Origin of the sequence: Streptosporangium sp. NPDC002524 (genome assembly GCF_040295985.1) — a bacterium.
In the GTDB taxonomy this organism is placed as follows: Bacteria; Actinomycetota; Actinomycetes; order Streptosporangiales; family Streptosporangiaceae; genus Streptosporangium.
Window position 1 is genome coordinate 67,897 of the sequence record NZ_JBEOWK010000033.1, and the last position, 25,483, is coordinate 93,379.

Genomic DNA, 25,483 nt, shown 5'->3' on the forward strand with positions numbered 1-25,483 from the left:
TGGAATGACCGAAATCCAGGCGGGTACGGAGACGGCCGACACCGTCTCCCGCCCGCCCCACGTGCCCGCGATCGAACTTGACGGGGTCGCCAAGGAGTACACCTCCCACGGCGAGGTCGTCCAGGCCGTCAAGGGGGTCACCCTGTCGATCGCCGAGGGGGAGTTCTTCTCGCTCCTCGGCCCCTCGGGCTGCGGCAAGACCACCACCATGCGCATGATCGCCGGCTTCGAGGACCCCTCGCGCGGCACCGTGCGGCTGCACGGCCAGGACGTCACCGACGTCCCCCCCAACAAGCGCGACGTCAACATGGTCTTCCAGTCGTACGCCCTCTTCCCGCACATGAACGTCTGGGACAACGTCGCGTTCGGCCTCCGGCGCAAGAAGGTGGCCGACGCGGAGATCAAGCGCCGGGTCGGGGAAATCCTGGAGATCGTCGATCTCACCGGGCGGGAGAAACGCCGCCCCCGGGAGATGTCGGGAGGCCAGCAGCAGCGGGTCGCCCTCGCCCGTGCCCTGGTCAACAACCCCCGCGCGCTCCTGCTGGACGAGCCGCTCGGCGCCCTCGACCTCAAGCTCCGCCAGGCCATGCAGATCGAGCTCAAGCGCATCCAGCGCGAGGTCGGCATCACCTTCGTGTACGTCACCCACGACCAGAGCGAGGCGCTCACGATGAGTGACCGCATCGCCGTCATGAACGACGGCCAGGTCGAGCAGCTCGGCACCCCCAGGGAGATCTACGAGCGGCCCGCGACCGCGTTCGTGGCCGGGTTCATCGGGACGTCCAACCTGCTCAGCGGCACTGTCGACCGGTTTCAGTCCGGCTTCGCGGTGCTTAAGCTGGGGGATGACGACCACGTCCTCGCCGAGGGCGGATCGTTCCGTGCCGGGGAACCCATCGCGATCACGGTGCGCCCGGAGAAGATCAGGATTACCACGGAGGAGCCCACCGGAGACCTCAGCGTCGTGCGAGGCACCGTCTCCGAGGTGGTCTATCTGGGGCTTTACACCAGTTACACGGTCTCCCTGGCCCACGGTGCAGAGGTGACCGTCTTCCAGCAGAACGCTCTCGACAGCGCGAGCACGGCGGAGCGTGGCGACGCCGTCTGGCTGTCGTGGCTGCCGCACCACTCGTACGCGATCGGAAGTTGAGCTCGACATGGACCCCCGCAAGAACCCCGCCTTTCTGCGAGGCATGACGCAGAGCCGCTCCGTCACGCGACGTGACGCCCTCCGGCTCGGCGGCCTCTCCGCCGCCGGTCTCGCCCTCGCCGCCTGCGGCGTGCAGGGCAAGAAGGTCGCGGCCGTTCCCCCGAGAGACGCCGTCGCCGAGTACTGGGGCTCCAAGAAGAAGAACGGCACGCTGCGCTTCGCCAACTGGCCGCTCTACATCGACAAGGACGGCAAGCGCTACCCCTCGCTGGAGCTGTTCACCGCCGACACCGGCATCCAGGTGGCCTACCAGGAGGCCATCCAGGACAACAGCACGTTCTTCGGCAAGGTCCAGCCGCTGCTCGCCGCCAGCAACGACATCGGCTACGACCTGATGGTGCTGACCAACGGCCTCCAGCTGGGCAAGGCCATCGCGCTGGGCTACCTCGTCCCCCTCGACCACTCCAAGCTGCCGAACTTCGCGGCCAACGCGAGCTCCGCGGTGAAGAACCCCACCTGGGACCCGAACAACGCCCACACGATCCCGTGGACGGTCGGCGTCACCGGCATCGCCTACAACCCCAAGTACGTGGACGAGGTCAAGAGCATCGCCGACCTCTGGAACCCCAAGTACAAGGGCAAGGTCGGCATGATGCTCGACACCCAGGAGGTCGCCAACTTCGGCATGTTCGCCCTGGGCATCGACCCCGACAAGTCGACCGAGGCCGACTGGAAGAAGGCCGGGGCGAAGCTCAAGGAGCAGCGCGACGCCGGGCTCGTGCGCAAGTACTACGAGAACGACTACGTCGACGCCCTCGCCAGGGGCGACATCTGGATCACCATGGCCTGGTCGGGCGACATCTTCCAGCAGGTCGCCGAGGGCAAGGACCTGAGGTTCGTGGTGCCCGAGGAGGGCGGCACGATCTGGACCGACAACATGTGCATCCCGAAGACCGCGCAGAACCCGGTCGACGCGCTCACCCTGATGGACTACGTCTACCAGCCCAAGATCGCCACGATGCTGGTCGAGTACATCAACTACATCACGCCGGTCTCCTCCGCCAAGGACCTCGTCCTCGCCGACGCCGCCAAGGCCAAGGGCGACGAGAAGAAGGCGCTGGAGCAGATCGCCGAGAGCCCGCTGATCTTCCCCTCCGAGGCGGACATGGCCAAGCTGCGGTCGTACAAGACGCTGACCTCCGCGGAGGAGAAGATCTTCGAGGACATCTTCCAGCCGGTCACGCAGGGCTAGGCGGATGAGAGAGCGACTCGGACGGGAAGGGGTCAGCGGCCGGTGAAGCGCCTCGCCCCCTACCTGCTCATCCTGCCCGGCGGACTCTGGCTCGCGATCTTCCTGGTGGTGCCGATGGTCTTCATGGCCTCGGTCTCCACCCAGGAGGGCAACGTGGTCGACGGATTCGTCCAGACGTTCAACTTCTCGGTGTACGGCGACGCCCTGACGCAGTACCAGACCCAGTTCCTGCGCTCGGCGGGCTACGGGCTGGTGGCGACCCTGGTCTCCATCGCGCTGGCCTACCCGATGGCCTACTGGATCGCCTTCAAGGGCGGCGAGCGCAAGTCCACCTACCTGCTGCTGGTGCTGCTGCCGTTCTTCGTGTCGTTCGTGCTGCGCACGGTGTCGTGGAAGTTCCTGCTCGCCGACGACGGCATGCTGCTGGGGCCGCTGAAGTCGGCCGGGCTGCTGCCCGAGGACTTCCACGTGCTGCAGACGACGTTCGCGGTGATCGGCGGGCTGGTCTACAACTACCTGCCGTTCATGATCCTGCCGATCTACGTCGCGCTGGAGCGGGTGGACCCCAAGGTGGTCGAGGCCGCCCAGGACCTCTACGCGGCCAAGCGCGAGGCGTTCACCAAGATCGTGCTGCCGCTCTCGCTGCCGGGCGTGTTCGCCGGGGTGCTGATGACGTTCGTCCCGATGACCGCCGACTACGTCAACGCGGGCATCCTCGGCGGCCCGGAGAACACGATGATCGGCAACATCATCCAGACCGAGTATCTGGTCAACAACGACTACCCGACCGCCGCCGCGCTGTCGTTCACGCTGATGGCGGCGATGCTGGTCGGCATCTTCGCCTACGCCAAGGCGCTCGGCACCGAGAACGTCCTGGAGGCGGCGGCCCGATGAGCGGCACCATCGACGTCACGGAGGCACCGGCGGCGGACGCGGCGGACGCGCCGGCCGCGCGGAAGCCGCGCAGGGGCAGGAGGCTGGGCGACCGGCTGCTCTTCGGCTACGTCTGGCTGATCCTGATCTGGCTGTTCCTGCCGATCGCCGTCATGATCGTCTTCGGCTTCAACGACACCCAGAGCAAGTCGAACGTGACCTGGCAGGGCTTCACCCTCAAGTGGTGGGGCCGCCTGGACGAGTACCCCGAGCTGCTCGCGGCGGTGCGCAACTCCGTCTTCATCGCCCTGCTCTCCACGGCGGTCACGACGCTGCTCGGCACGCTCATGGGCCTCGCCCTGGGCCGCTACCGGTTCCGCGGGCAGGGCGCCACCAACCTGGTGATGTTCGCCGCGATCGCCTCGCCCGAGCTGGTCATGGGCGCCTCGCTGCTGTCGCTGTTCATCAGCGTCGGCGTGCAGACCGGCTTCGCGACCGTGGTCGTCGCGCACGTGCTGTTCTCGCTCTCCTTCGTGGCGATCACCGTACGGGCCCGGGTGATCGGGCTCGACCGGTCGATCGAGGAGGCGGCGCGCGACCTCGGCGCGTCCACGTGGGTCACGTTCTGGCGGATCACCTTCCCGATGATCCTGCCCGGCGTCGTCTCGGGCGCGCTGCTCGCCTTCGCCCTCTCCATCGACGACTTCGTGATCACCCAGTTCACCAGCGGAGCCACCCAGACGTTCCCGCTGTGGATCTGGGGCGCCACCCGTATCGGGGTGCCGCCTCAGGTCAACGTCCTCGGAACGCTTATATTCGCGGTAGGCGTCGCCATCGCCGTGGTCAACACGGTCACCGCGCGCCGCCGCACCTAGTCGCCGCCGAGCCCCGTGCCCTCACCGGGTGGCACGGGGCTTCGGTGTACCCGGGTCCCCGGGCGGCGTCGGCAAGAAGAACAGTTCCCGGCAGAGAACAGGGAGGCGAGATCGGATCCAGGCGGGGGGAACCCGCGCGTGGTCATGGAGACCACGCGATACACACAAAGACAACCTGACTCACGTAGGGAAGTGAGATTTGTGGATCCGCTGAAGGCTCTTGCTGACGCGGAGCGCAAGCCGTACTGGCTCGACAGTCCGGCGAAACCCGAGCCGCTCGCGCGGCTCTTCGGAGAGACCTCCGCCGATCTGGCGGTGGTCGGCGGAGGCTTCTCGGGGCTCTGGACCGCCCTGATGGCGAAGGAACGCGACCCCTCGCTCGACGTCGTCCTCCTTGAGGGACGCAGGGTCGGCTGGGCGGCGTCCGGCCGCAACGGCGGCTTCGCGATGGCCACGCTGACCCACGGCATCGCCAACGGGCTGGAGCGCTGGCCCGAGGAGATCTCCACGCTCGAACGCCTCGGCCTCGACAACCTCGACGAGATCGGCGAGGCGGTCGCCGGGTACGGCATCGACTGCGGCTACGAGCGCACCGGCGAGCTGCACGTGGCCACCGAGCCGTGGCAGCTGGAGGAGATGAACCGCAACGTCGGCGTCGCCCGCGACCTGGGCGCCCGCTTCGACGTCCTCGACGAGGAACAGGTGCGGGCGGAGGTGAACTCGCCCACGTACATCGGGGGCCACTGGGAGCGCGACGGCTGCGCCATGCTCGACCCCGCCCGGCTGGCCTGGGGGCTCCGGCAGGCCTGCCTCTCGGTGGGCGTGCGCATCTACGAGCGCACGCCGGTACGGACGATGAGGGACACCCCGACGAGCCTGGACCTGGTCACCCCGCACGGCAGCGTCAGGGCGCGCAAGGTCGCCCTCGGCACCGGCGTGTTCCAGCCGCTGCTGCGGCGGCTGAGGCACTTCCTGGTGCCGGTCTACGACTACGCGCTGATGACCGAGCCGCTCTCGGCCGGGCAGCTGGCCTCGGTGGGCTGGCACAACCGGCAGGGGGTGGGGGACGCGGCCAACCAGTTCCACTACTACCGGCTGACCGAGGACAACCGGATCCTCTGGGGTGGTTACGACGCGGTCTACTACAACGGCGGCATGATCAAGCCCGAGTACGAGCAGCGCGACGAGACCTTCGTCAAGCTGGCGGAACACTTCTCCACCACGTTCCCCCAGCTGGCCGGGCTGCGCTTCACCCACAGGTGGGGCGGCGTGATCGACACCTGCAGCCGGTTCAGCGCCTTCTACGGGCAGTCGCACGGCGGGCGCCTCGCCTACGCGGCCGGGTACACCGGCATGGGCGTCGGCGCGACCCGCTTCGGGGCGAACGTCATGCTCGACCTGCTCGCCGGAGAGCGGACCGAGCGGACCGAGCTCCGGATGGTCAAGGAGAAGCCCGTCCCGTTCCCGCCCGAGCCGGTCCGCTCGGCCGGGATCCAGATGACCCGCTGGTCGATCGCCCAGGCCGACCTGCACCAGGGGCGCCGCAACCTATGGCTGCGGACCCTGGACCGGATGGGTCTCGGCTTCGACTCCTGAGGTTCCCGGGTTCTGGGTTCCTGGGTTCCCGGGTTCCCCGAGGGCTGTCCCTGTCCCCGTCCCCGTCCCCGTTCCCGGCTCGGGCCGGGCGAGCGGGGGCGGGGACGGCAGGGGACGCGGGGGCCGGGCGGGGGCCGGGCGGGGGAGCCGCTGGCTTCCGCCGCACGGTCCGTACAGACTTGGAGCATGTCCGAAAAGGTGAAGTTCACCGCCGGAGGGATCACCCTCGTCGGCGATTTGCGGATTCCGGCGGCGCCGGGCCCGCACCCCGCCCTGGTCCTCACGGGCCCGTTCACCGGCACCCGCGACCAGGTCACCGGCCTGTACGCCGCCCGGCTGGCCGACGCGGGATACGCGACGCTCGCCTTCGACCACCGCAACTGGGGAGAGTCGGGCGGGGAGCCCCGCAACCACGAGGACGCCCAGGGCAAGCTGGAGGACCTGCGGGCCGCGGTCTCGCTGCTGCGCTCGCGTCCCGAGGTGGACGGCGACCGGATCGGCGCGGTCGGGATCTGCCTCGGCGGGGGCTACGCGCTCAAGTTCGCCGCGTTCGACCCCCGGGTGAAGGCGTTCGCGGGCGTCGCGGGGGCCTACAACAACCCCTACGGCATGCGAGCCGGGATGTCACCCTCGGGGTACCAGGAGGCGCTGGCCTCGTTCACAGCGGTGCTGGAGCGCCAGGACGGGGGTGGTGAGGTGGAGTACCTGCCGGTGGTGGCCGAGGAGGGCGAGGCGGCGATGCCGGGCGACGAGCCGTTCGCCTACTACGGCACCTCCAGGGGCGCCTCGGAGCACTGGCGCAACGAGGTCACCCGGGCCTCCGTCCGCGAGCTGATCACCGTGGACAACATGACGGGCGCCGACTTCCTGTCGCCCAAGCCCGGCCTGATCGTGCACGGCGTGGTCGACCGCTTCTGCTCGCCCGAGGGCGCGGAGGAGGCGTACCGGCGGATGGACGAGCCCAAGAGGATCGTCTGGCTGGACGCGAAGCTGCACATCGACCTCTACGACACCGAACCGCACGTCACCCGGGCGGTCGAGGCCGTCACCGCGTTCTTCGGCGAGCACCTCTGAACGCGATGTACGTCCTCGGGCTGGACGTCGGCGGGACCTCCTCGCGGGCCCTGCTGCTCGACGCCTCGGGGCGCCGGGCCGGGTACGGGAGGGCTCCGGGCGGCAATCCCGCGGCCCACGGCAACGCCGTCGCGGTGGCCAACATCGGCCTGGCGCTGGAGCTCGCCCTGCGCGGGGTCGACCCGGGCCTGGTGGCCGGGGCGGTCGTCGGGCTGGCGGGCGGCGGGGCGCTGGACCGGCTGGTCTTCGACCCCATGTGGGCCGCCGCGGGCCTGCGCGTCCCGCCTCGGCTCACCGGCGACCTGGGCATCGCCTTCGCCGCCGGTACGGCCGAACCGCGCGGCACCGCGCTCATCGCCGGGACCGGGGCGATCGCCGCCAGGATCGAGGACGGCGAGCCGGTGATGATCGCCGACGGGCTGGGCTGGCTGCTGGGCGACCAGGGCTCCGGGTTCTGGCTGGGCAGGGAGGCGGCCGGCGCCGCCGCCCACGCCCTCAGCCGGGGCGACGCGGGCGGCGGGCTCACCCGCCTCGTCACGGCCGCCCTCCTGGAGGAGGGGATCCCCGGGACGGGCGTCGACGAGATGGGGGCCGGTTCGGCGGGTCCGATGGGTCCGATGGGTCCGGTGGGTTCTGCGGGCGCGGCCGGTTCGGCGGGTTCGGCGGGAGGGACTGGATCGGCTGGATCGGTGGGTTCCGCGGGCGCGGCCGGCCTGGTGGGTTCGGCGGGTTCGGCGGGTTCGTTGGAGGGGATGCGGGCGCTGGCGATCAGGCTGGTGGTCCGCGCGCAGTCGCGGCCCCCGCTGGAGCTCGCCCGGCTCGCCCCGCTCGTCAGCCGGGCGGCGGCGGAGGGCGACCCGGCCGCACTGGAGATCGTGTCCACCGCGGCCCGGCTGCTCTGCGAGACGGTGGCCGAGGTCCGCCAGGCGGGTGAGACGAGCCCGATTGTGCTGGCCGGGAGCGTGCTGACCAGCGAGGGACCGGTCGCCTCCGCCGTACGGGAGAGGCTAGGACCCTCGACGGTCCTCGCGGGCGACGGGGCGGGGGCGGCGGCCTGGCTCGCCGGACGGCAGGCGTTCGGCTGGGACCGGGCGACCGCCGCCCGGCTGCACGCCCGCGTCGTCTCCGGGGACTGACCGGGCTCCGTTTCCGCTCCCTCCCGTTCCTCCGGTTCTTCGGGTTCTTCAGCCTTTCGGAGGTGGCCGCGGCTCGTCCCCGGCGCGCGGGCCGGGCGGGGTGGCTGCCATTTGGGCGGTCCCGTACGGTCCGGCGGTCCGACGTCTGTGCGGTCAGGGCGGGCCGAAGCCCGGGGCGGGGACGTACATACATCGATGTACGTCCCGGATGGGCCTGCGTGACGATGTCCGCGGGCCCGCCGGACGAGATCGTGGGAGGCGTGACAAGTCGCCGCATAGAAGTGCTCGACCTGCTCAGGGGGATCGCCATCGTCGGCACCCTGGGCACGAACATCTGGATCTTCACCGATCCCGGGGGCCCCGCCGACGTCATCGGGGCGCTGGGCCAGCCCGGGACCGTGGAGACCTTCCTCCGCTTCCTCACCAACGGCAAGTTCCTCGCGCTGCTCACCCTGCTCTTCGGGGTCGGGCTCGAACTGCAGTACCGCTCGGCCGCGCGCCGGGGCGTGCCGTGGCCCGGCTGGTACCTGTGGCGAGCCGGGCTGCTGTTCGTCGAGGGCCTGATCCACTACCTGCTGATCTTCGAGTTCGACGTGCTGATGGGCTACGCGCTGGCCTCGATCATCGTGGCGTACCTGATCGGCAGGAGCGACCGCGCGGTCAGGGCGTGGATGATCACCGTCGGGGCGGTGTTCGCCGTGCTGATCGGCCTGCTCACCCTCGGCATGCTCGCCGCCCCCGCGAGCACGGGCGGGGCCTCGGAGTCCTCCACGCTCTTCACCGACGGCACCTACCCGCAGCAGGTCGCCGCCCGGATCGAGATGATGGGCCTCTACCGGATCGAGATCGTCCTCATCGTCCCGATGGGCATCGTGCTGTTCCTGCTCGGCTCCCGGCTGATGCGCGCCGGGGTGTTCGAGGACTCGGAGCGGGGGGCCGCGCTGCGCCGCAGGCTCATGGTCGCCGGGCTCGCCGTGGCCCTGCCGCTCAACCTGGTCACCGCCTTCGCCGGTCCCGGCTGGTTCCTGGTGGACCGGTACCTGCTGCCCCCGCTGGTGGCGCTGGGCCTGCTCGGCCTCGTCGCGACCCTCGCGCGGCGGGCGACCGGCGCTCCCGGCGTGCTGAGGCGAGGGCTGACCAACGTCGGCCGTACCGCCCTGAGCTCCTACATCTTCCAGAACCTGGTCGCGTCGGCGCTCTGCTACGGCTGGGGGCTCGGCCTGGCCGCGTCGCTCGACGGCCTGCGGCCGTGGTGGGTCCTGGCGGCCTGGGCGGGCATCTGCGCGCTCTTCATGACGCTGTCCACGCTGTGGCTGCGGCGCTTCGAACGCGGTCCCGTCGAGACGCTCTGGCAGTGGGCGTACCTGGCGCCACAGGGGCGCTCGAAGAAGCCTGATAAAATGGTAGAAGATTCCACAAAACGTTAGGGCATGGTTTGTCGCGGAGGGTCGCCGGTACGGTCGCGGCCCTTCTGCTTTCCCTGATCGCCCTCGTGTACGCCCCGCTGCCGGGGCCCGCCCACCATCCCGCCGCCCCCGGTGCCGCGATCACGCTGGCCAGCGGGGTCGGCTTCGCTCCCTCGGCCCCTCATTCGCCGTCCTGCGACCTGTGCTCGCCCGGCCCGGGTCTCGCGCCGCCCGGCCCGCCCGTGCGGGTCGCGCCGCTGCCCGCCTGGCCGGTCCCGGCTACGCACACCCTGTACGACGACAGCTCGCCCCGAGCGCCCCCGTCAAGCGATCAGCAGAGGTTCCCGCCCGAGATCGTTTGACGGAGGTTTTTCCATGTTCCACGAATGTGTGTCCACCATGCCCGCGACCGTCCCCGGGGGAGGGCCGAATGGCACTGGGTGACGCTCTCGTCGCGCTCGGCGGCTCCTTCCTCGCCGCCGGGATCATCGCCAGGCTCGGCACCCGGATAGGGCTGCCGACCATCCCCCTGTTCATGCTGGCGGGCATCATCTTCGGCCCGCACACGCCCGGTCTCGCCCTCGTGGAGAACCCGGCGGACCTGAAGGTCATCGCCGCGCTCGGCCTGATCTTCCTGCTGTTCTACCTCGGCCTGGAGTTCTCCCTCGACGACCTGGTGGCGGGAGGCAGGCGCCTGGTCCTCGCCGGGGTCGGCTACATCGTGCTCAACGTCGGGGGCGGCCTGGCCTTCGGGTTCGCCGTCGGCTGGGGGGCGAGGGAGGCGATGGTCCTGGCCGGGGTGATCGGCATCTCCTCCTCGGCGATCGTGACCAAGCTCCTGGTCGACATGGGACGCCTCGGCAACCCCGAGAGCCGTCTCATCCTCGGGATCATCGTCGTCGAGGACGTCTTCCTCGCGCTCTACCTCGCCGTGCTGCAGCCGGTCCTCAGCGGCGCCGACAGTTTCGGCGCCGCCGCGCTCTCCTTCGGCAAGGCGTTCGCCTTCCTCATCGCGCTGACCGCCCTGGCGCGGTGGGGTACGCGGCTCGTCAACAAGCTGGTCACCACCAGGGACGAGGAACTGCTGGTGGTGACGTTCACCGGCCTGGCGATCCTCACCGCCGGGGTCGCCGAGGAGCTGGGCGTCTCCGACGCCATCGGCGCCTTCATGATCGGGCTCATCCTGAGCTCCAGCAGGGCGGCCCCGCGCATCCGGCAGCTCGTCCACCCGCTCAGGGACGCCTTCGCCGCGCTGTTCTTCTTCGCCTTCGGCCTGTCCATCGAGCCGGGGGACATGCTCTCGGTGGCCTGGCCCATCGCGATCGCGGTGCTGGTCACGGTGGTGCTCAACGTCGCGGCCGGGGTGCTGGCGGCGAGGCTCAACGCGTTCGGCCGGGCGGAGGCGGTCAACATCTCGCTGACCGTGCTCTCGCGCGGCGAGTTCGCCCTCGTCCTGGCCACCATGGCGCTCGCCGCCGGGCTGGACGGCAGGCTCGCCCCGTTCATCGCCGGGTACGTGCTCGTCCTCGCCCTGCTGGGGCCGCTGGTCGCGAGCCGCTCCGAGCAGATCGCCCGGCTGCTCCCGGGCGGGAGACGTCGTGCGGAGGCGGACCCGGCGGAGACCGGGGAACGGGAACCGGTCTCCTAGGGCAGGCCTTCGCCGGGGTCTTCTAGGGCAACCCTTCGCCGGGGTCTCTTAGGGCAGGCCTTCGCCAGGATCTCCTAGAGCAGCCCTTCGCCAGGGTCTCCTGGGCAGCCCCTCGCCGGGAGACGCCGGCCTTTCGCTAGGAGGTCGCCGGGGCTCTCGCCTCGGTGGCCTCCTGGGCCGGGGCCCGGCCGCCGCGGCGCCGCAGAATTACCACCGCTCCCGCCACCGCCACGACGAGCACGCCCGCTCCGGCGAGCCACGGCCACCAGGCGGGCGTGCCCGCTCCGGCCGGTGAGGAGGTGTCCCACAGGATCACCGTCTTGTCGTCGCCGGCGGTGGCGAGGGTCTTGCCGTCGGGGCTGAAGGCGAGCGACCACACCGATCCGGTGTGGCCGGTGAGCGGGTCCCCGGCCGGCTTCCAGGTCCGCGTGTCCCACAGCCGGACGACGGAGCCGGTGCCCACGGCGAGGGTGCCGCCGTCCGGGCTGAACGCGAGAGTGTGGATCTCGCCGGGATTGCCGATGAGCGGGGCACCGATCGGCTTCCGGGTCGTCGTGTCCCACACGATCGCGGTCCTGTCGCTGCTGCCGGTGGCGAGGGTCCCGCCGTCGGGGCTGAAGGCGACCGACAGCACCGTTCCGGTGTGGCCGGTGAGCGGGTCGCCGACCGGCTGCCAGGTCGTCGTGTCCCACACGATCGCCGTCATGTCGTCGCCGACGGTGGCGAGGGTCCCGCCGTCGGGGCTGAAGGCGAGCGCCTGCACCCAGTCGTTGTGGGCGGTGAGGGGGTCGCCGACCGGCTGCCAGGTCGTCGTGTCCCACACGATCGCGGTCCTGTCGCTGCTGCCGGTGGCGAGGGTTTTGCCGTCGGGGCTGAAGGCGACCGCCTCCACCCAGTTGGTGTGGCCGGTGAGGGGGTCGCCGACCGGCTGACGGGTCCGCGTGTCCCACAGGACCACCGTGTGGTCGCCGGGGGCGGTTCCGTCGCCGTTGCTGCCGCCGCTGGCCAGGAGCCCGCCGTCCGGGCTGAACCCCATCGCCTGCACCGCCCTGGTGTGACCCTTCATCGGGCCGCCGGCGGGGCGCCGGGTCAGTGTGTCCCACATGATCATCTCGCCGTCGCCACCGCCGCTGGCCAGCGTCCCGCCGTCCGGGCTGAAAGCCACCGCGTTCACCGCTTCCGTGTGCCCCCTGAGCTGGGCGACGGAGGTCACGGTCGCGGGGCCCGTCCCGGGCCGGAGCAGGTAGCCCGCGGTGGCGGCGGTGACCAGGAGAGCCGCGACCGCGACGATCGCCGGGCGGAGCCGGTTCCGGGGGGCGCGCGCCACGGTCTCCGTGGACGCGGGCCCGGGCGCGGTGGCGGGGGACGAGACCGGGGGCGACAGGGCGGTGAGCGGCAGGGTGGCGGGCCGTTCCTCCTGGTGCGCGGTGGCGTACCGCTCGGTCGGCGGGGGAGGGGGCGCCGGTGCGGGGAGAGCGGGGCGGTCGGCGATCCGGGTGTCGGCGTCGTCCGGTCCCGGTCCCGGTCCCGGTCCCGGTCCCGATCTCGATCCCGGTTCCGGCTTCGGTTCCGCGTCCGGCCCCGCCCCCGCCCCTGAGCCCGCTCCCGTTCCCGGTCCGGTGGAGGACTCGCCGGGGGCAGGGAGGGCGGCGATCCCGGCGAGCGCGACGGCGGCCTGGGGGCCGGTGAGGCGGAGGGCGGGGTCCTTGCGCAGCAGCCCCTCCAGGAGAGGCGCGAGAGGACCGGCGTGCACGGGCGGGGCGGGCGGCCGGGTGACGATCGAGACGTAGACCGACCCGTGCGTCGTGCCGTCGAACGGGCGGCGGCCCTCGACCGCGGCGTACAGGGTGGCGCCCAGCGACCACAGGTCCGACGCCGCGGTGGCGGGGTGGCCGTTGATCTGCTCGGGGGAGATGAAGGCGGGGGTGCCCAGGGTGACGCCGGCGCCGGTGAGCGTGACGTCCCCCTCGACGGCGGCGATCCCGAAGTCGGTCAGCACGACCCGTTCGCCTTCCAGCAGGACGTTGGCGGGTTTGATGTCGCGGTGGGTGATCCCGGCGGCGTGCGCGACCGTCAGCGCCGCGAGGATCTGCCCGCCGATCGCCGCCACCCGCCGGGGCGGCAGGCGCCCCCGGGTTCTCAGCACCTCGTCCAGCGAGGGCCCGTCGACGATCTCTGTCACGATCCACGGGCTGCCGTCGGCCTCGACGACGTGGTCGTGGATCGTGATGATCGACGGGTGTTTCAGCTGCGCGGCCGCGCGGGCCTCGCGCTGCATCCGCTTGTGGAGCGTCTCGCGCGCGGAGACGTCCAGGTAATCGGGGAGGATGAGCTCTTTGATCGCCACCTGGCGGTGCAGGCTCTCGTCACGCGCCCGCCACACCGTGCCCATCCCGCCGCGGCCCAGAACATCCATCAGCCGGTATCGCCCGGCGACCAGCCTGCCCGCGTCATTCGCCACAAAGAGACTTTAACGACGTCATAGTGCGGTAAGTGGATAGAAGAAACTGATTGTGACCGTGATGATGCCGAGCGTGGACCGGGCATCGCGTCAATTCCCGGGAAAAGCCGGGGTGACGCCGAAAAATTCCCGGTCGTCTCCTAGCCGTCGACGGCGGTGCGACGTCCGATGATGGGGCGCAGCGCGTCCAGCACCGTCGCGTCCTCGATGGTCGAGGGGGCGGGCTCGTCGGAGCCCTCCGCGATGCCGCGCATGGTCTTGCGCAGGATCTTCCCCGAACGGGTCTTCGGCAGGGCCGGGACCACGTCCACCTGCCGGAAGGCCGCCACGGCGCCCACCTGCTCGCGGACGGCCAGGACCAGCTCGGCCCGCAGGGTCTCCGGGGCGATCTCCACCCCGCTCTTCAGCACCACGAAACCGCGCGGCACCTGCCCCTTCAGCTCGTCGGCGACCCCGATGACCGCGCACTCGGCCACCGCGGGATGCGCGGCCAGCACCGCCTCCATGGACCCGGTCGACAGCCGGTGCCCGGCCACGTTGATCACGTCGTCGGTGCGGCCCATCACGAACAGGTAGCCGTCCTCGTCGAGGTGGCCGCCGTCGCCGGTCAGGTAGTGGCCGGGGAAGGCCGACAGGTAGGACCGCACGTAGCGCTCGTCGTCCTGCCAGAGAGTGGGGAGGGTGCCCGGCGGGAGCGGGAGCCGGATGCAGATCGCGCCCTCCTCGCCCGGGGCGCACTCGTCGCCGGAGGGCCTCAGCACGCGCACGTCGTATCCGGGGACGGGCACGGTGGGGGAGCCGGGTTTGACCGGCATGGGCTCCAGCCCGCGCAGGTTGGCGGCGACGGGCCAGCCGGTCTCGGTCTGCCACCAGTGGTCGACGACCGGCACGCCCAGCCTGTCCGCCGCCCAGTGGTAGGTGTCGGGGTCCAGGCGCTCCCCGGCGAGGAACAGCGTCCGCAGCGACGAGATGTCGTACGCGCCGAGCAGGGCCGCCTCCGGGTCGGCCTTCCTGATGGCGCGGAACGCGGTCGGCGCCGTGAACAGCGCGGTCACCCGGTGCTCGGCGATCACCCGCCAGAACGCGCCCGCGTCGGGGGTGCCGACCGGCTTGCCCTCGTACAGCACGGTGGTGGCGCCGCGCAGCAGCGGCCCGTACACGATGTAGGAGTGCCCGACGACCCAGCCGACGTCGGAGGCCGCCCAGAACACCTCGCCCGGCGCGATGTCGTAGACGTTGGCCATGCTCCACAGCAGCGCCACCGCGTGCCCGCCGTTGTCGCGCACGACGCCCTTCGGCAGGCCGGTGGTGCCGCTGGTGTAGAGGATGTAGAGCGGGTCGGTCGCCCGCACCGGCACGCAATCGGCCGGTTCGGCCTTCGCGCTCGCCCAGTCGACGTCGCGCCCCTCCACCAGCTCGGCGGGGGCCTGCTCGCGCTGCAGGATCACGCAGTGCGCGGGCGCGTGCGCGGCCAGGCCGAGCGCGGCGTCGAGCATCGGCTTGTACGGCACCACGCGCGAGGGCTCGATCCCGCAGGAGGCCGACACGACCACCTTGGGGCGCGCGTCGTCGATCCTGGCCGCGAGCTCCCTGGGCGCGAACCCGCCGAACACCACCGAGTGCACCGCCCCCAGCCGCGCGCACGCCAGCATCGCGATCACCGCCTCGGGCACCATCGGCAGGTAGACCACCACCCGGTCGCCCTGCTCCACCCCGAGCGACCGCAGCACCCCGGCGAACCGCGCGACCTCGTCACGCAGCTCGGCGTAGGTGTACCGCCTGCCGGTGCCCGTCACCGGGCTGTCGTATATCAGCGCGACCCGGTCGCCGTGACCGGCCTCGACGTGCCGGTCCAGCGCGTTGTGGCAGGTGTTCAGCTCCCCGTCGGGAAACCACCGGTAGAAGGGCGGCGCCCCGGCGTCCAGCACCTCGCGCGGTGGCCTGCTCCAGGTGACCGCCTCGGCGGCCTCGGCCCAGAAGTCCTCGGGGTCGGCGATGCTGCGGGCGAAGGCGTCAGCGTACGACATCAGGCCATCATGCTCTTCCCCGGACTCCCGGGTCGAGGCCCCTCTCCGGCCTTCGCGTCCGGAGAACCGCTCCCGGCGGAGCCGCGGGCCCTCGAAGCGGTGCGGGGTTTATTTTTTCGGGATCTTGTGTCTAGGCTCCGGTGGTAGGCAGGTCGACACGGTTGCGGAGCATGTGTGGCTGAGGGAACCTTCATTCGCCTTCTTGGACCTGTGACGGGATCACAGGACGGGACGGATCTCGATCTCGGCCCACCGCGTCAACAGGCGATCATGGCCGTGCTGGCCCTGCCCCCCGGACGGGTGGTGTCGCCGGGCCAGCTGATCGACGCCCTGTGGGGCGAGGGGCCGCCGCGCACCGCGACGCAGAGCGTCTACACCTACGTCGCGGGACTGCGGCGGGTGCTCGAACCCGGCCGGGGCCTCCACGAGCATTCCGACGTGCTGGCCCGTACCGCGGCCGGCTACGTGCTGCGGCTGCATCGCCGGCAGACCGACGTGGGCGCCTTCGCCGACCACCTGGACGCCTCCCGCCGCTCCCGGGACTCCGGGGACCTCGAAGGCGAGCTGCGCTGCCTCGACCTGGCACTGCGGCTGTGGAACGGTCAGGCGCTGGCGGGGATTCCCGGCCCGTTCGCTGAGGCCGAGCGCGCCGGCCTGCACGAGGAGCGCCTCGTCGCCCTGGAGCGGCGCGCCGAGGTGCTCCTGGGCCTGTCACGGCCGAGGGAGGCGCTTCCCTTCCTCCAGGAGCTGACACGTCAGCACCCGCTCCGCGAGAAGGTACGCGAGCTGCTCATGCTCGCGCTGCACCGATGCGACCGCCAGGCCGAGGCCCTGAAGGTGTTCGAGGAGGGGCGGCGGGTCCTGTCGGAGGAGCTGGGCGTGGACCCCGGCCCGGGGCTGCGCGCCTGCCACCAGCGCATCCTTCGCCTCACCGCCGAGACGCGGCTGCCGCCGCCACGCCAGTTGCCCGGCGACCTGATCGGGTTCGTCGGGCGCGTCGAGGAATCCGTCCGGCTGGGGGCGGTGCTCGCCCCCCGGGACGGTGCCGACCCGCCGCCGCTGGTCGTGGTGTCCGGCGCCCCCGGCGTCGGCAAGTCCGCCCTGGCCGTACGGATCGCGCACCAGGTCAAGGACCGTTTCCCGGACGGGCAGCTGTTCGTCAACCTCAGGGGGGCGACGCCGGGCGTGCCCCACCTGTCGGCCCAGGAGGTGCTGGGCCGGTTCCTGCGCGCGCTGGGCGTGCCGCCCCAGGCGGTGCCGTCGGACGTGGACGAGGCCGCGACCATGTGGCGCAGCCGGCTGCACGCCAAACGCATGCTGGTGCTGCTGGACGACGCGGTCGATCTCGGCCAGATCAAGCCGCTGTTGTCGGCGCCCCACGGCACGTGCCTGCTAGTGACCAGCCGGGAGAGCATGGTCGCCGGCGACGACTGCGTCCAGCGGCGCCTGGACCGGATGTCGCACGCCGAGGCCGTCGCCGTACTGGCCAGGCTGGCCGGCGCCGAACGGGTCGCCGCGGACCCGGACGCGACGGCGGATCTGGTCCGGTTGTGCGACGGCCTGCCGCTGGCGTTGCGCATCGCCGGGGCGCGGCTGACCGGCCGGCCCGACTGGCCGGTGTCGGCGCTGGTCGCCCGGCTGCGCGACGAGCGGGGGCGGCTGCACGAGCTGGAGGCCGGGGACCTGGCGGTCCGCTCCAGCCTGTCGGCCAGCTGGCGGTCGCTGCGCGACAGCGCCCGTCACTCCAGCCGGCTGGCCGCGCGGGCGCTGGTCCTCCTCGGCCTGCTGCACGTGCACGACATCACGGCCGAGGTGGCCGCCGCCCTGCTCGGCACGCCGGTGCCGGAGGCCGAACGCGCCCTGGAGCGGCTGGTGGACGCCCACCTGCTCGACCACGACCGCCCCGGCCACTACCAGCCGCACGACCTGGTCCGGCTCTACGCCACCGAGCTGGCCCGCGGGCTCCCCTCGCGCGAGCCCCTGCGCGCGGCGTTGCGCTACTACACGCTCTCGGCACAGCACGCCAGCAGGGTCCGGGACCCGCACCGGGTTCAGCCCGCCGCCCCCCGCATCGGTTCCGGCCCGTCCCCCGTCCTCCCGCACCGGGTGGCCGGTGCCGACGAGGCGGCGGCGTGGTTCGCGGACGAGGAGGCGAACCTGACGGCCGCCGCCACGCAGGCCATGACCGACACCGACCCGGAGATCGCCCGGCTCGGCGTGGCGATCGCCTTCGGCCTGATGTGGCACCAGCGCTTCGGCCATCGGGCGACCGACCTCGTCTCCCTCAACAAGCAGGCACTGGACGTGAGCCGGCGCCTGGACGACGAGGCGATCGCCGCCGAGGCCCTCGGCCACGTGGCGGGAGGGCTGCAGGCGCGGCGGCAGTGGGACGAGGCCGTCACGTACCTGGAGAGACAGCTGGCGCTGTGCGCGCGGCGGGAGGACCCTTTCGGCGAGCAGCGCGCGCTGGGCAACCTGGCCAACCTGCACGTCGAACGGAAGCGCTACGACCGGGTCCTGCACTACGCCGAGCGCCAGCTCCGCATAGCCCGGCGAATCGGCAGCGACGTGGGCGTACGCTACGCCCTCATCATGACCGGCACCGCGCACCGGGAGCTGGGCGATGCGCGCGAGGCGGTACAGGCGTTGACCGAGGCGCTGGACAACGCCGGGCGCGAGGGCGATCTGACCCATCAGGGCACCGCCCACAGGACCCTCGGCGAGCTGTATCTGCGGAACGACGACCCGGAAGCCGCGCGGCACCACCTGGAGGCGGCCCTGGCACTGCTGCGCACGACCGGTTACCTCATCGGTCAGCTGCACTGTCTCATCTGGCTGTCGCAGGCGTGCCGGCTGCTGAACCGGCTCGACGACGCCCTCGACCTCGTCTCCGAGGCGATGGCCCTCGCCGAACGCCTGGGCAACGACGAGTGGAAGCGCCAGGCACGGGAGGAGCAGCGGGCGGTGCACCGGGCGCGGGACCGCCCGTGACGCGCTTCGAGGTCCGACACGGCGGATCGGCCGTGACCGGCGGCGAAGCCCTCGCCCTCGCCCTCGCTCGCGCCTTCGCCGGGAGAGGTGCTCTCACCGTTCCGGGCGGGGACGGCGTGCCGGGCGGGAACGGTGTGCCGGTCGGAGTCACCCGTCCCCGACCGGCACACCGGTCCGGCCGCAGGATCAGGTGATTCCGCTCGGTTCGGCGGGGGCGGTGTAGCGGGCCTCGATGAGCTCGCGCACCCGCTTCCTGGCGTCGTCGACGGAGTCGCCGGGGTCCTGCTCGACCTCGGCCACCTCGGCCGACAGCTCCTCGTCCTTGACGCTGTCGGCCAGCCACTTCGAGTAGTCGCCCCGGCGCAGGTGGTAGGTCCACGTGTCCTCGTCGACGCCGTCGGCGATGCGGCAGAACGCGGTCAGGTTGCCGGCCCGCAGGTTCAGCGCGTCCTCGGGGCCGCGGAAGTAGAAGCTGGCGTCCTCGCCCAGCTCACCGGCCGCGTACTTGCGGCGGTGCCTCTGGCGTTCCTCCTCGGGCGGTGCCAGCCGCACCCTGACCGGCTCGCCGTCGAGCTCCCAGAACAGCAGGTTCCCGGTCGGCAGGTCGGAGAGGTCCCCGCCGGGGGCGTCGTGGCCGGTGGCGGCGGCGAACGCGCCCAGGACGCCCCCCGGCTCGTCCCCGACCGCGACGACCGTGTTGAGGGTCTGCACGACCGCCTCGCTCACCGCCTCGGGATGCACGGTGACCAGCAGGATCCCGCCTATCTCGCGCAGCATCTCCACCGACTGCAGCTTGAACCCGTCGGGCATCATGTGGTGGGCCTCGTCGACCACCAGCCAGTGCGGGTGCCCGGAGCCGGCCGGCAGCGCCGACAGGCGGGGCAGGAAGTCCTGGAAGAAACCGGGCCGGTCGTCGAGGGGCACGCCCAGCAGGTTGACCACGACGCTCTGCCCGGGGTCCCGCAGCACCTGGAGGATCTCCTCCTGGGTGGGCGCGCGCCGGACGTCGCCGAGCACGGACGCGCCCTCGACCCCGTCGGTGTAGTCGCCCTCGGGGTCGATCAGGCAGAACTGGTAGCCGGCCCGGGTGATCCGCTCCAGCAGCGCGGCGGTGACGGTGGACTTGCCGCTGTGCGAGGGCCCGGCGACGAGCATGCGCATGCCGTACGGCGGGAACCGCACCTCCCCGTCGTCGCCGGTGCCCAGGAGCAGCCGGTGGCGCTCCACGTCCACGTCGGCCAGGTCGTTGTCCACGAGCCGGTCGATCAGCTCGACGACCCCGGCGCCGCGCTCGTGCTCGGTCACCAGGTCGCACCGTTCCTTGACAGCGGGGAGCGCGTTGGCCACCGCCACCGCGCACTCGCACGCGGCCAGGAACGCGTGGTCGTTCTCGGCGTCGCCCACGCCTACCGTGCTGTGCGCCGACATCTCCAGCTCGGCCAGGGCGGCGGCGAGGCCGGTGGCCTTGTTGACGCCCGAGGGCAGGACCATCACCGCGCCCTTGTTGAAGATCACCTGCATCTCCAGGCCGAGCTCCTGGATGGTGCCGAGGACGGTCTCGGCGTGGGGTTCGGAGGTGGCCACGATCACCGAGCCGACGCTGAGCGGTTCCACGTCCAGCTCGCGCAGGCGCTCGACGAAGGCCTCGGGCGGCGCCTCCGCGAGGGACGAGCTCTTCTGTTCGCCGGGGTCGTGGAGCACGGCCCCGTTCTCGGCGACGACCAGGTCGAACAGGTCCAGCCGTTCGAAGTCCCGCGTCAGCGATTCGATCTCCCTGCCGGTCACCATGACCAGCCGCCTCCCCGAGCGTGCGAGGCGTTCGAGCGCGTCCAGTGTGTCGTCGTCGACGTGGCCCTCGGCGGCCAGCGTTCCGTCATAGTCGCAGGCCAGAACGTGATAGCGCATGCCCGGCCACCTACCCGGCACCGGGGAGGGAAACGGGACGCGAGGTGAACTTCTCCTGGCAGAAACGGTTCCGGCGACGGAGGGGACCGCCGAGTTCCCCGGTGGGCCGGGTCCGGGGATTCCGGCCCACCGGGGCGGGTCCTACGGGGCCGGGTAGTCCGTGATGTACACCGGCGCGCCGACCTTCGTCATGTCGGCCGCCTCGCCCACGCCGTTGACGACGTGGTCGATGATTCCGGCACTGAGGTTGACGGTCATGATGTGGTGCAGCTTGACGCCCGGGGTCTCCGGAACCTCGAAGCCGTTCTCGGTGTGGATCTGCGGGTTGTTCTGGTTGAAGACGTAGACCCCGCCGCCGTAGAGGAGGTGCCTCTTCACGCTCCTGCCGACCTTGTAGCCGGCGTAGCCCTCGACGTCGCCGTCCATCCAGTCGGCCTGGGTCGGCGGGTCGTACGGCAGCTCGTTCTGGTAGAGGATCGTCGTGCCGTCCTCGCCGTTCCAGATGGTGTTGTGCCGCTGGAAGTGCTCGACGAACAGGCCGGTCGCGGTCACGTGGTCGCCGTTGACGATGACGCCGTTGCGGCCGTCGTTGGTGTTCCACCGCTGGGTGTCGGTGAAGCCCTCGACACCGTGGTCGGCGCGCCACACCCAGGTGTGGTCGATGAGCACGTGGTCGCTGTTGACCTCCAGCGCGGTGTTGGTCCTGCCGACGTGGGGTCCGCCGACGCGGAAGTACACGTCGGACAGGGTGATCGGGTTGTCCGCCGTGCTGTGGCTCCTCTTGTCCTTCTTGCCCACCCTCAGCAGGACCTGCGACTTCTTGAGACCCGCGTCGATGGTCACGCCGGCGACGATCACGCCGGGGACGGAGTCGACATCGAGCGGGGTCGAGGCGTTGACGGCGGTCAGCGTGGCGTGCCCGATACCGAGGACGACCGTGTTCGGGCGCTCGATGTCGATGCTCTTCTCGATGTCGTACACACCGGGCGTGAGCAGCAGGTGCTTACCGCTCTTGAGCGCGTTGTTGATGGTCTTCACCGAATCCGACGGCTTCGCGATGAAGAAGTCGCTGATCGGCAGCGTCTGGCCCGGGGTCAGGCCGTTGGCCCACGTGATGCCGCGCGAGTCCTTCTGGACGGCGGGCACGCGGACGTTGTAGTTGCCCTGCTCGTCGACGAACAGGTAGGGCTTCTCACGGCTGAGGGGAGTGGTCTCGAGGGTGGTGTACGGCGGGTTCGGGAACGCCGAGTCGTCGGGGGCGCCGACGGTGCCCGAGAAGACCTGGTTCCACACGGCGTTCGACCAACCGGCGACCTCGCTGTTGCGGGTCAGCCACTGCTGCTGCGATCCGTTCGTGACGGACGGCAGCTTGGAGTCGGCGATGAAGCCGCCGCTGGCGTACTGCGGGCCGGCGGTGCAGTAGTCCATGAGCGACAGGGTGCCGCTGTTGATGTTGAGGCGGCGCAGGGAGACGGCCTGGGAGACGGCCCAGAAGTTCGCCGACCCCCGGCAGCCGTCCTGGCCGGCCGCGTTGATGTTGATCGAGAGGTTGGACAGGGTGCGCCAGAAGTTGACGAGCGCGAGGCAGTTGCCGGTCCCGCCGCCCTCCAGGCAGCGGTTGTAGACCTCGACCTTGCCGTTGATGACGACGTCGGTGGGCGAGGCGCCCAGGCCGGAGACCTCGGTGTAGTAGCCGACCTTGATCTGGAGCGGCTGCTCCGCGGTGCCGTACGTGCCGGGCTTGAAGAGGTACGCGTGGCGCGTGGTGCCCATCTCGTTGTTGACCTGGGCGGCGTGCTTCGCGTCGAGGGTCGCCTGGATCGAGCTGACGGGCATGCTCGGATCGAAGACGGTGACGTTCGGCCCGAGGTCGGGGGCGCCGGAGGTCGGTGCCGCGGCGGTGGCGGGTGTCCCGCCTGCCGTCATGACGGCGGTCGCGAGTACGAGACCGAACGCCAACGCCCGGCCGATCTGCCGACGGCGCGGGCGGCGCGTCGTCACACTCCCGTGGCCGGGAGGCTTCGTCGTCATACGGTTCGTCCTTTCCGCTGCGTGCGCAGCGGTCTTGGGGGGTGAGATCCTTCGACGGGCGGCTGACATCGCCGGACCGTGAGAGCGCTCTCTCGGAGAAGGTGCAAGACTTGTATCAAGCGTTGAAGGAATTGATACGTTTCTATCGCGTGAACTGGTCGAAGCACAAGTAACGAACTGTGCCGGCCCGGCGGGCCCTGTGGATCCTCGGTGACGGTCCGGTGTGGCCCACCGTGGCGAATGAGAAGCGGCTGAACGCCACCGGCTCAGCCGATGTCCGATGGGATCGGCCGAGGCAATCGCATGAGGCCGTCGCATCGAGCGGGGCGGCCGCCTGGGAGCGCCCGGCGTGTGGACGCGGACCGTCCGCGTGGACCGCGCTCAGGACGTCGGCACGCGAGGAAGGCGAGGTCGAGGAGGGCCTCGTCTGTGCCCGTTCGGCCGCGGGCGGGACCGTTCTGAGCGAGTGGAACGGCTTCGCCGGCACGCTGGACGAAGTGCCGCGGCCCTTGTAGCCGGGACGGCCACGGCGAGTGTCCTCGTCAACGTGAACGGGGCCGTGTCCTTCGACCATTACGTTGACGGTCGCAAGGTCCTGTGTCCCTTGACCGGCTGTTTCCCGGCGACGAGGCCGGCATCTCGGAGGACCGCCCGGCTGACCGGGTCGAGCTCGGGCCGGTTGGCGACAAGCCGGAGGGCGGGCTTGCCGCTGCGCCGCTGCCGGCCGAGCGCATCACCGGGGTGCGGCCGAACGACATCGTGACCCTGCCCAGGTTTTTGTCCTGGTTCCGTCCAGCTTTCGTCCAGTGTGTGCGCTGCTCGCAGGCGATGATAAAGGCGGTCAGAGGTTGGGATATGAGGTGATATGACCCAAACATCAGCACAAAACGGCGAAGTCCTCAATTATGGAACTCATCTTCTGCTGCTGCTCAACGGCGTCGAGCGGCGGGACGCGCTGGACGATCCCCGGAGGCTCTGCGATTTTCTCGCGAATCTCGTGGACAGGATCGGTATGCGCATCCTGGACGGACCCAGGTCCGCGACAGAGAACGCCGACCCCGAAAAATACGGGCACTCGGCCGTCATCATTCTCTACGAGTCGCACGCGGCGGTGCACACCTACCCCATGCGGGGAAGCCTGTTCCTCGACGTGTTCTCCTGCAAGCCCTTCGACGAGGGCAAAGTGGCCGGGGTCTGCCGTGAGGTCTTCGGCGCTTTCGACATTGCGGAGCGACTGGTGCTCAATCGGGGCGTGCACTGGAACGGTACCGCTGACGAAAGCGTCCAGACCTGGGTCACGACGCGCGGAAAGGGGATCTGACCGTGACCGCCCGCGTCATCCTGGCCTTCTCCGGAGGGCTGGACACCTCTGTCGCCATCCCGTTCCTGGCCGAACGGATGGGCGCCGAGGTGATCGCCATGACGGTCGACTGCGGACAAGGCGGCGAGGACATGGAGGCGATCCGGCGGCGCGCGCTCGACTGCGGCGCCGTCGAGTCCATCGTCGTCGACGCCAAGCAGGAGTTCATCCGGGACTACTGCTTCCCCGCCATCCGCGCCAACGCCCTCTATATGGGGCGGTATCCCCTCGTGTCGGCGCTGTCCCGGCCGTTGATCGTGAAACATCTCGCCGCAGCGGCCGACCGGTTCGGCGGCACCCATGTCGCGCACGGCTGCACCGGCAAAGGCAACGATCAGGTTCGGTTCGAGGCGGGACTGGCCGTACTCAAACCGGACCTTCAATGCATCGCGCCCGCGCGTGATCATGCCTGGACTCGGGACAAGGCCATCGCCTTCGCCGAGGAGCGCGGACTGCCGATCGAGGCCAGTGAGGCGAAGCCGTACTCCGTCGATCAGAACCTCTGGGGGCGTGCCGTGGAGGCCGGCCTGCTGGAGGACATCTGGAACGCCCCGCTGGAGGACATGTATACGTACACGACCAACCCGGCCGCGTCCACCGAGGCGGACGAACTGGTCATCGGCTTCGAGCGCGGCGTGCCGACCAGGATCGACGGGAGGTCACTGCCTCCGTTCGAACTCGTCACCGAGTTGAACGCCCGGGCGGGGGCACGCGGGGTCGGCCGGCTGGACATGGTCGAGGACCGGCTGGTCGGCATCAAATCCCGCGAGGTCTACGAGGCTCCGGCGGCGATCACGCTGCTCGCCGCGCACCGGGAGCTGGAAGGCGTCACCATCGAGCGGGATCTCGCCCGATTCAAGCGCCAGGTGGACCAGCGGTGGACCGAACTCGTCTACGACGGACTCTGGTACGCCCCGCTGAAGAGCGCCCTCGATCTCTTCATCGCCAACACCCAGCAGTACGTCACCGGCGATGTCCGGCTGACCCTCTGCGGCGGGCGGGCGGAGGTGACCGGCCGGCGGAGCGCGGCCTCGCTCTACCAGTACGACCTCGCCACCTACGGAGAGGGGGACGCCTTCGACCAGAGCGCCGCCAAAGGTTTCGTCGATCTGTGGCGTCTGCCCAGCAAGATCGCTGCGATGCGGGACCGGCGCTATGACGGACGGGAACAGCCCTGACCCCGGGTCCGGGGGCGTCTCGGGGAAGACGCCCCCGACCAAGGAGACGCGGCAGGCGTACGTGCGGGACGTCCTGGCGCACCACGCGGTGCGCTCCCAGACCGAGCTGGCGCGGCACCTCGCGGCGCGCGGGCTGAGGGTCGCCCAGGCCACCATCTCGCGCGACCTCCTGGAGATCGGTGCCGTCCGGCTGCGGGCGCCGGACGGCAGGCTGGTCTACGTGGCGCCGAAGCCCGGCAGCGGGCGGGGAGCGGCCGTGGAGTCACCCGATGCCCGGCTGACGCGGCTGGCTCGGAAACTCCTGGTATCGGTCGACACGTCAAACAACGTGGTGATTCTGCATACGCCGCCCGGAGCCGCCCGGTATCTGGCCTCCGCCGTCGACCAGGTCCACTGGCACTGTGTTCTCGGCACCGTCGCGGGCGACGACTCGGTCGTCGTCGTCTCGCGCGACCCCGGCGGCGGGCGGGATCTGGCCGCCCGGCTGCTGGGCCTGCTTGACGGGGCCGCCTCGGCGTGA

Annotated in this window: 19 protein-coding genes; 15 read left to right on the forward strand and 4 right to left on the reverse strand. The window is 71.0% G+C overall.

The window, feature by feature from the left end:
• The first annotated feature begins 4 nt into the window (after nucleotides 1-4).
• The 10 genes from ABT053_RS38065 (at nucleotide 5) to ABT053_RS38110 (ending at nucleotide 11,010) form a co-directional block, all read left to right on the forward strand.
• Nucleotides 5-1,150 (forward strand): ABC transporter ATP-binding protein, encoded by a 1,146-nt coding sequence (locus tag ABT053_RS38065; RefSeq protein WP_350975991.1) that lies wholly within the window; start codon nucleotides 5-7, stop codon nucleotides 1,148-1,150.
• 7 nt (nucleotides 1,151-1,157) lie between these two features.
• The gene (locus ABT053_RS38070) at nucleotides 1,158-2,402 is read left to right on the forward strand and encodes a polyamine ABC transporter substrate-binding protein (RefSeq protein WP_350975993.1); all 1,245 of its coding nucleotides are present in this window, start codon (nucleotides 1,158-1,160) and stop codon (nucleotides 2,400-2,402) included.
• 42 nt (nucleotides 2,403-2,444) lie between these two features.
• The gene (locus ABT053_RS38075; protein ID WP_350975995.1) at nucleotides 2,445-3,296 is read left to right on the forward strand and encodes an ABC transporter permease; all 852 of its coding nucleotides are present in this window, start codon (nucleotides 2,445-2,447) and stop codon (nucleotides 3,294-3,296) included.
• Nucleotides 3,293-4,150, forward strand: coding sequence for an ABC transporter permease (locus ABT053_RS38080; RefSeq protein WP_350975997.1), 858 nt, complete (start codon nucleotides 3,293-3,295; stop codon nucleotides 4,148-4,150). The genes ABT053_RS38075 and ABT053_RS38080 overlap by 4 nt, the downstream gene beginning before the upstream one ends.
• A gap of 201 nt (nucleotides 4,151-4,351) precedes the next feature.
• On the forward strand, nucleotides 4,352-5,746 hold the full coding sequence (locus tag ABT053_RS38085; protein WP_350976034.1) for an NAD(P)/FAD-dependent oxidoreductase: 1,395 nt from the start codon (nucleotides 4,352-4,354) through the stop codon (nucleotides 5,744-5,746).
• Nucleotides 5,747-5,932: 186 nt separating this feature from the next.
• Nucleotides 5,933-6,820 (forward strand): alpha/beta hydrolase, encoded by an 888-nt coding sequence (locus ABT053_RS38090; protein ID WP_350975998.1) that lies wholly within the window; start codon nucleotides 5,933-5,935, stop codon nucleotides 6,818-6,820.
• Between the two features lie 5 nt (nucleotides 6,821-6,825).
• Nucleotides 6,826-7,956 carry an N-acetylglucosamine kinase gene (locus ABT053_RS38095; RefSeq protein WP_350976000.1) on the forward strand — a complete coding sequence of 377 codons (1,131 nt, stop codon included), beginning with the start codon at nucleotides 6,826-6,828 and terminating at the stop codon, nucleotides 7,954-7,956.
• Between the two features lie 260 nt (nucleotides 7,957-8,216).
• The gene (locus tag ABT053_RS38100) at nucleotides 8,217-9,383 is read left to right on the forward strand and encodes a DUF418 domain-containing protein (RefSeq protein WP_350976002.1); all 1,167 of its coding nucleotides are present in this window, start codon (nucleotides 8,217-8,219) and stop codon (nucleotides 9,381-9,383) included.
• Between the two features lie 8 nt (nucleotides 9,384-9,391).
• Nucleotides 9,392-9,724 carry a hypothetical protein gene (locus ABT053_RS38105; protein ID WP_350976003.1) on the forward strand — a complete coding sequence of 111 codons (333 nt, stop codon included), beginning with the start codon at nucleotides 9,392-9,394 and terminating at the stop codon, nucleotides 9,722-9,724.
• A gap of 68 nt (nucleotides 9,725-9,792) precedes the next feature.
• Complete coding sequence (locus tag ABT053_RS38110) at nucleotides 9,793-11,010, forward strand: cation:proton antiporter (RefSeq protein ID WP_350976005.1); 1,218 nt, start codon at nucleotides 9,793-9,795, stop codon at nucleotides 11,008-11,010.
• 136 nt (nucleotides 11,011-11,146) lie between these two features.
• On the opposite strand, the gene ABT053_RS38115 is transcribed toward ABT053_RS38110, so the two are convergent.
• Nucleotides 11,147-13,471, reverse strand: a complete 2,325-nt coding sequence (locus ABT053_RS38115; protein ID WP_350976006.1) for a WD40 repeat domain-containing serine/threonine protein kinase — start codon at nucleotides 13,469-13,471, stop codon at nucleotides 11,147-11,149.
• A gap of 140 nt (nucleotides 13,472-13,611) precedes the next feature.
• Nucleotides 13,612-15,498, reverse strand: coding sequence for a propionyl-CoA synthetase (locus ABT053_RS38120; protein WP_350976008.1), 1,887 nt, complete (start codon nucleotides 15,496-15,498; stop codon nucleotides 13,612-13,614).
• A gap of 210 nt (nucleotides 15,499-15,708) precedes the next feature.
• On the opposite strand from ABT053_RS38120, the gene ABT053_RS38125 reads away from it, so the two are divergent.
• The gene (locus ABT053_RS38125; protein WP_350976010.1) at nucleotides 15,709-18,489 is read left to right on the forward strand and encodes an AfsR/SARP family transcriptional regulator; all 2,781 of its coding nucleotides are present in this window, start codon (nucleotides 15,709-15,711) and stop codon (nucleotides 18,487-18,489) included.
• A 186-nt stretch (nucleotides 18,490-18,675) separates the two neighbouring features.
• Here ABT053_RS38125 and ABT053_RS38130 read toward each other — a convergent pair whose 3' ends face one another.
• Nucleotides 18,676-20,394 (reverse strand): HAD family hydrolase, encoded by a 1,719-nt coding sequence (locus ABT053_RS38130; protein WP_350976011.1) that lies wholly within the window; start codon nucleotides 20,392-20,394, stop codon nucleotides 18,676-18,678.
• Between the two features lie 141 nt (nucleotides 20,395-20,535).
• A complete protein-coding gene (locus ABT053_RS38135; RefSeq protein ID WP_350976013.1) occupies nucleotides 20,536-22,425 on the reverse strand; it encodes a pectate lyase-like domain-containing protein in 1,890 nt (629 codons plus the stop codon).
• 597 nt (nucleotides 22,426-23,022) lie between these two features.
• Between ABT053_RS38135 and ABT053_RS38140 the strand changes: the two genes are divergently transcribed.
• Genes ABT053_RS38140 through argR form a run of 4 tightly spaced genes read left to right on the forward strand, consistent with a single transcriptional unit; the run spans nucleotide 23,023 to nucleotide 25,483 of the window.
• Complete coding sequence (locus tag ABT053_RS38140) at nucleotides 23,023-23,289, forward strand: hypothetical protein (protein ID WP_350976015.1); 267 nt, start codon at nucleotides 23,023-23,025, stop codon at nucleotides 23,287-23,289.
• Nucleotide 23,290: 1 nt separating this feature from the next.
• A complete protein-coding gene (locus ABT053_RS38145; RefSeq protein WP_350976016.1) occupies nucleotides 23,291-23,746 on the forward strand; it encodes an S-adenosylmethionine decarboxylase family protein in 456 nt (151 codons plus the stop codon).
• 2 nt (nucleotides 23,747-23,748) lie between these two features.
• Complete coding sequence (locus ABT053_RS38150; RefSeq protein WP_350976018.1) at nucleotides 23,749-24,963, forward strand: argininosuccinate synthase; 1,215 nt, start codon at nucleotides 23,749-23,751, stop codon at nucleotides 24,961-24,963.
• Complete coding sequence (gene argR / locus ABT053_RS38155; protein WP_350976019.1) at nucleotides 24,941-25,483, forward strand: arginine repressor; 543 nt, start codon at nucleotides 24,941-24,943, stop codon at nucleotides 25,481-25,483. Before ABT053_RS38150 ends, argR begins: the two co-directional genes overlap by 23 nt.

Coding starts and splice junctions, on each gene's coding strand:
- ABT053_RS38065 (WP_350975991.1), top strand. CDS start 5: ATGACCGAAATCCAGGCGGGTACGGAGACGGCCGACACCGTCTCCCGC.
- ABT053_RS38070 (WP_350975993.1), top strand. CDS start 1,158: ATGGACCCCCGCAAGAACCCCGCCTTTCTGCGAGGCATGACGCAGAGC.
- ABT053_RS38080 (WP_350975997.1), top strand. CDS start 3,293: ATGAGCGGCACCATCGACGTCACGGAGGCACCGGCGGCGGACGCGGCG.
- ABT053_RS38090 (WP_350975998.1), top strand. CDS start 5,933: ATGTCCGAAAAGGTGAAGTTCACCGCCGGAGGGATCACCCTCGTCGGC.
- ABT053_RS38095 (WP_350976000.1), top strand. CDS start 6,826: ATGTACGTCCTCGGGCTGGACGTCGGCGGGACCTCCTCGCGGGCCCTG.
- ABT053_RS38110 (WP_350976005.1), top strand. CDS start 9,793: ATGGCACTGGGTGACGCTCTCGTCGCGCTCGGCGGCTCCTTCCTCGCC.
- ABT053_RS38120 (WP_350976008.1), bottom strand. CDS start 15,498: ATGTCGTACGCTGACGCCTTCGCCCGCAGCATCGCCGACCCCGAGGAC.
- ABT053_RS38130 (WP_350976011.1), bottom strand. CDS start 20,394: ATGCGCTATCACGTTCTGGCCTGCGACTATGACGGAACGCTGGCCGCC.
- ABT053_RS38135 (WP_350976013.1), bottom strand. CDS start 22,425: ATGACGACGAAGCCTCCCGGCCACGGGAGTGTGACGACGCGCCGCCCG.
- ABT053_RS38145 (WP_350976016.1), top strand. CDS start 23,291: ATGACCCAAACATCAGCACAAAACGGCGAAGTCCTCAATTATGGAACT.
- argR (WP_350976019.1), top strand. CDS start 24,941: ATGACGGACGGGAACAGCCCTGACCCCGGGTCCGGGGGCGTCTCGGGG.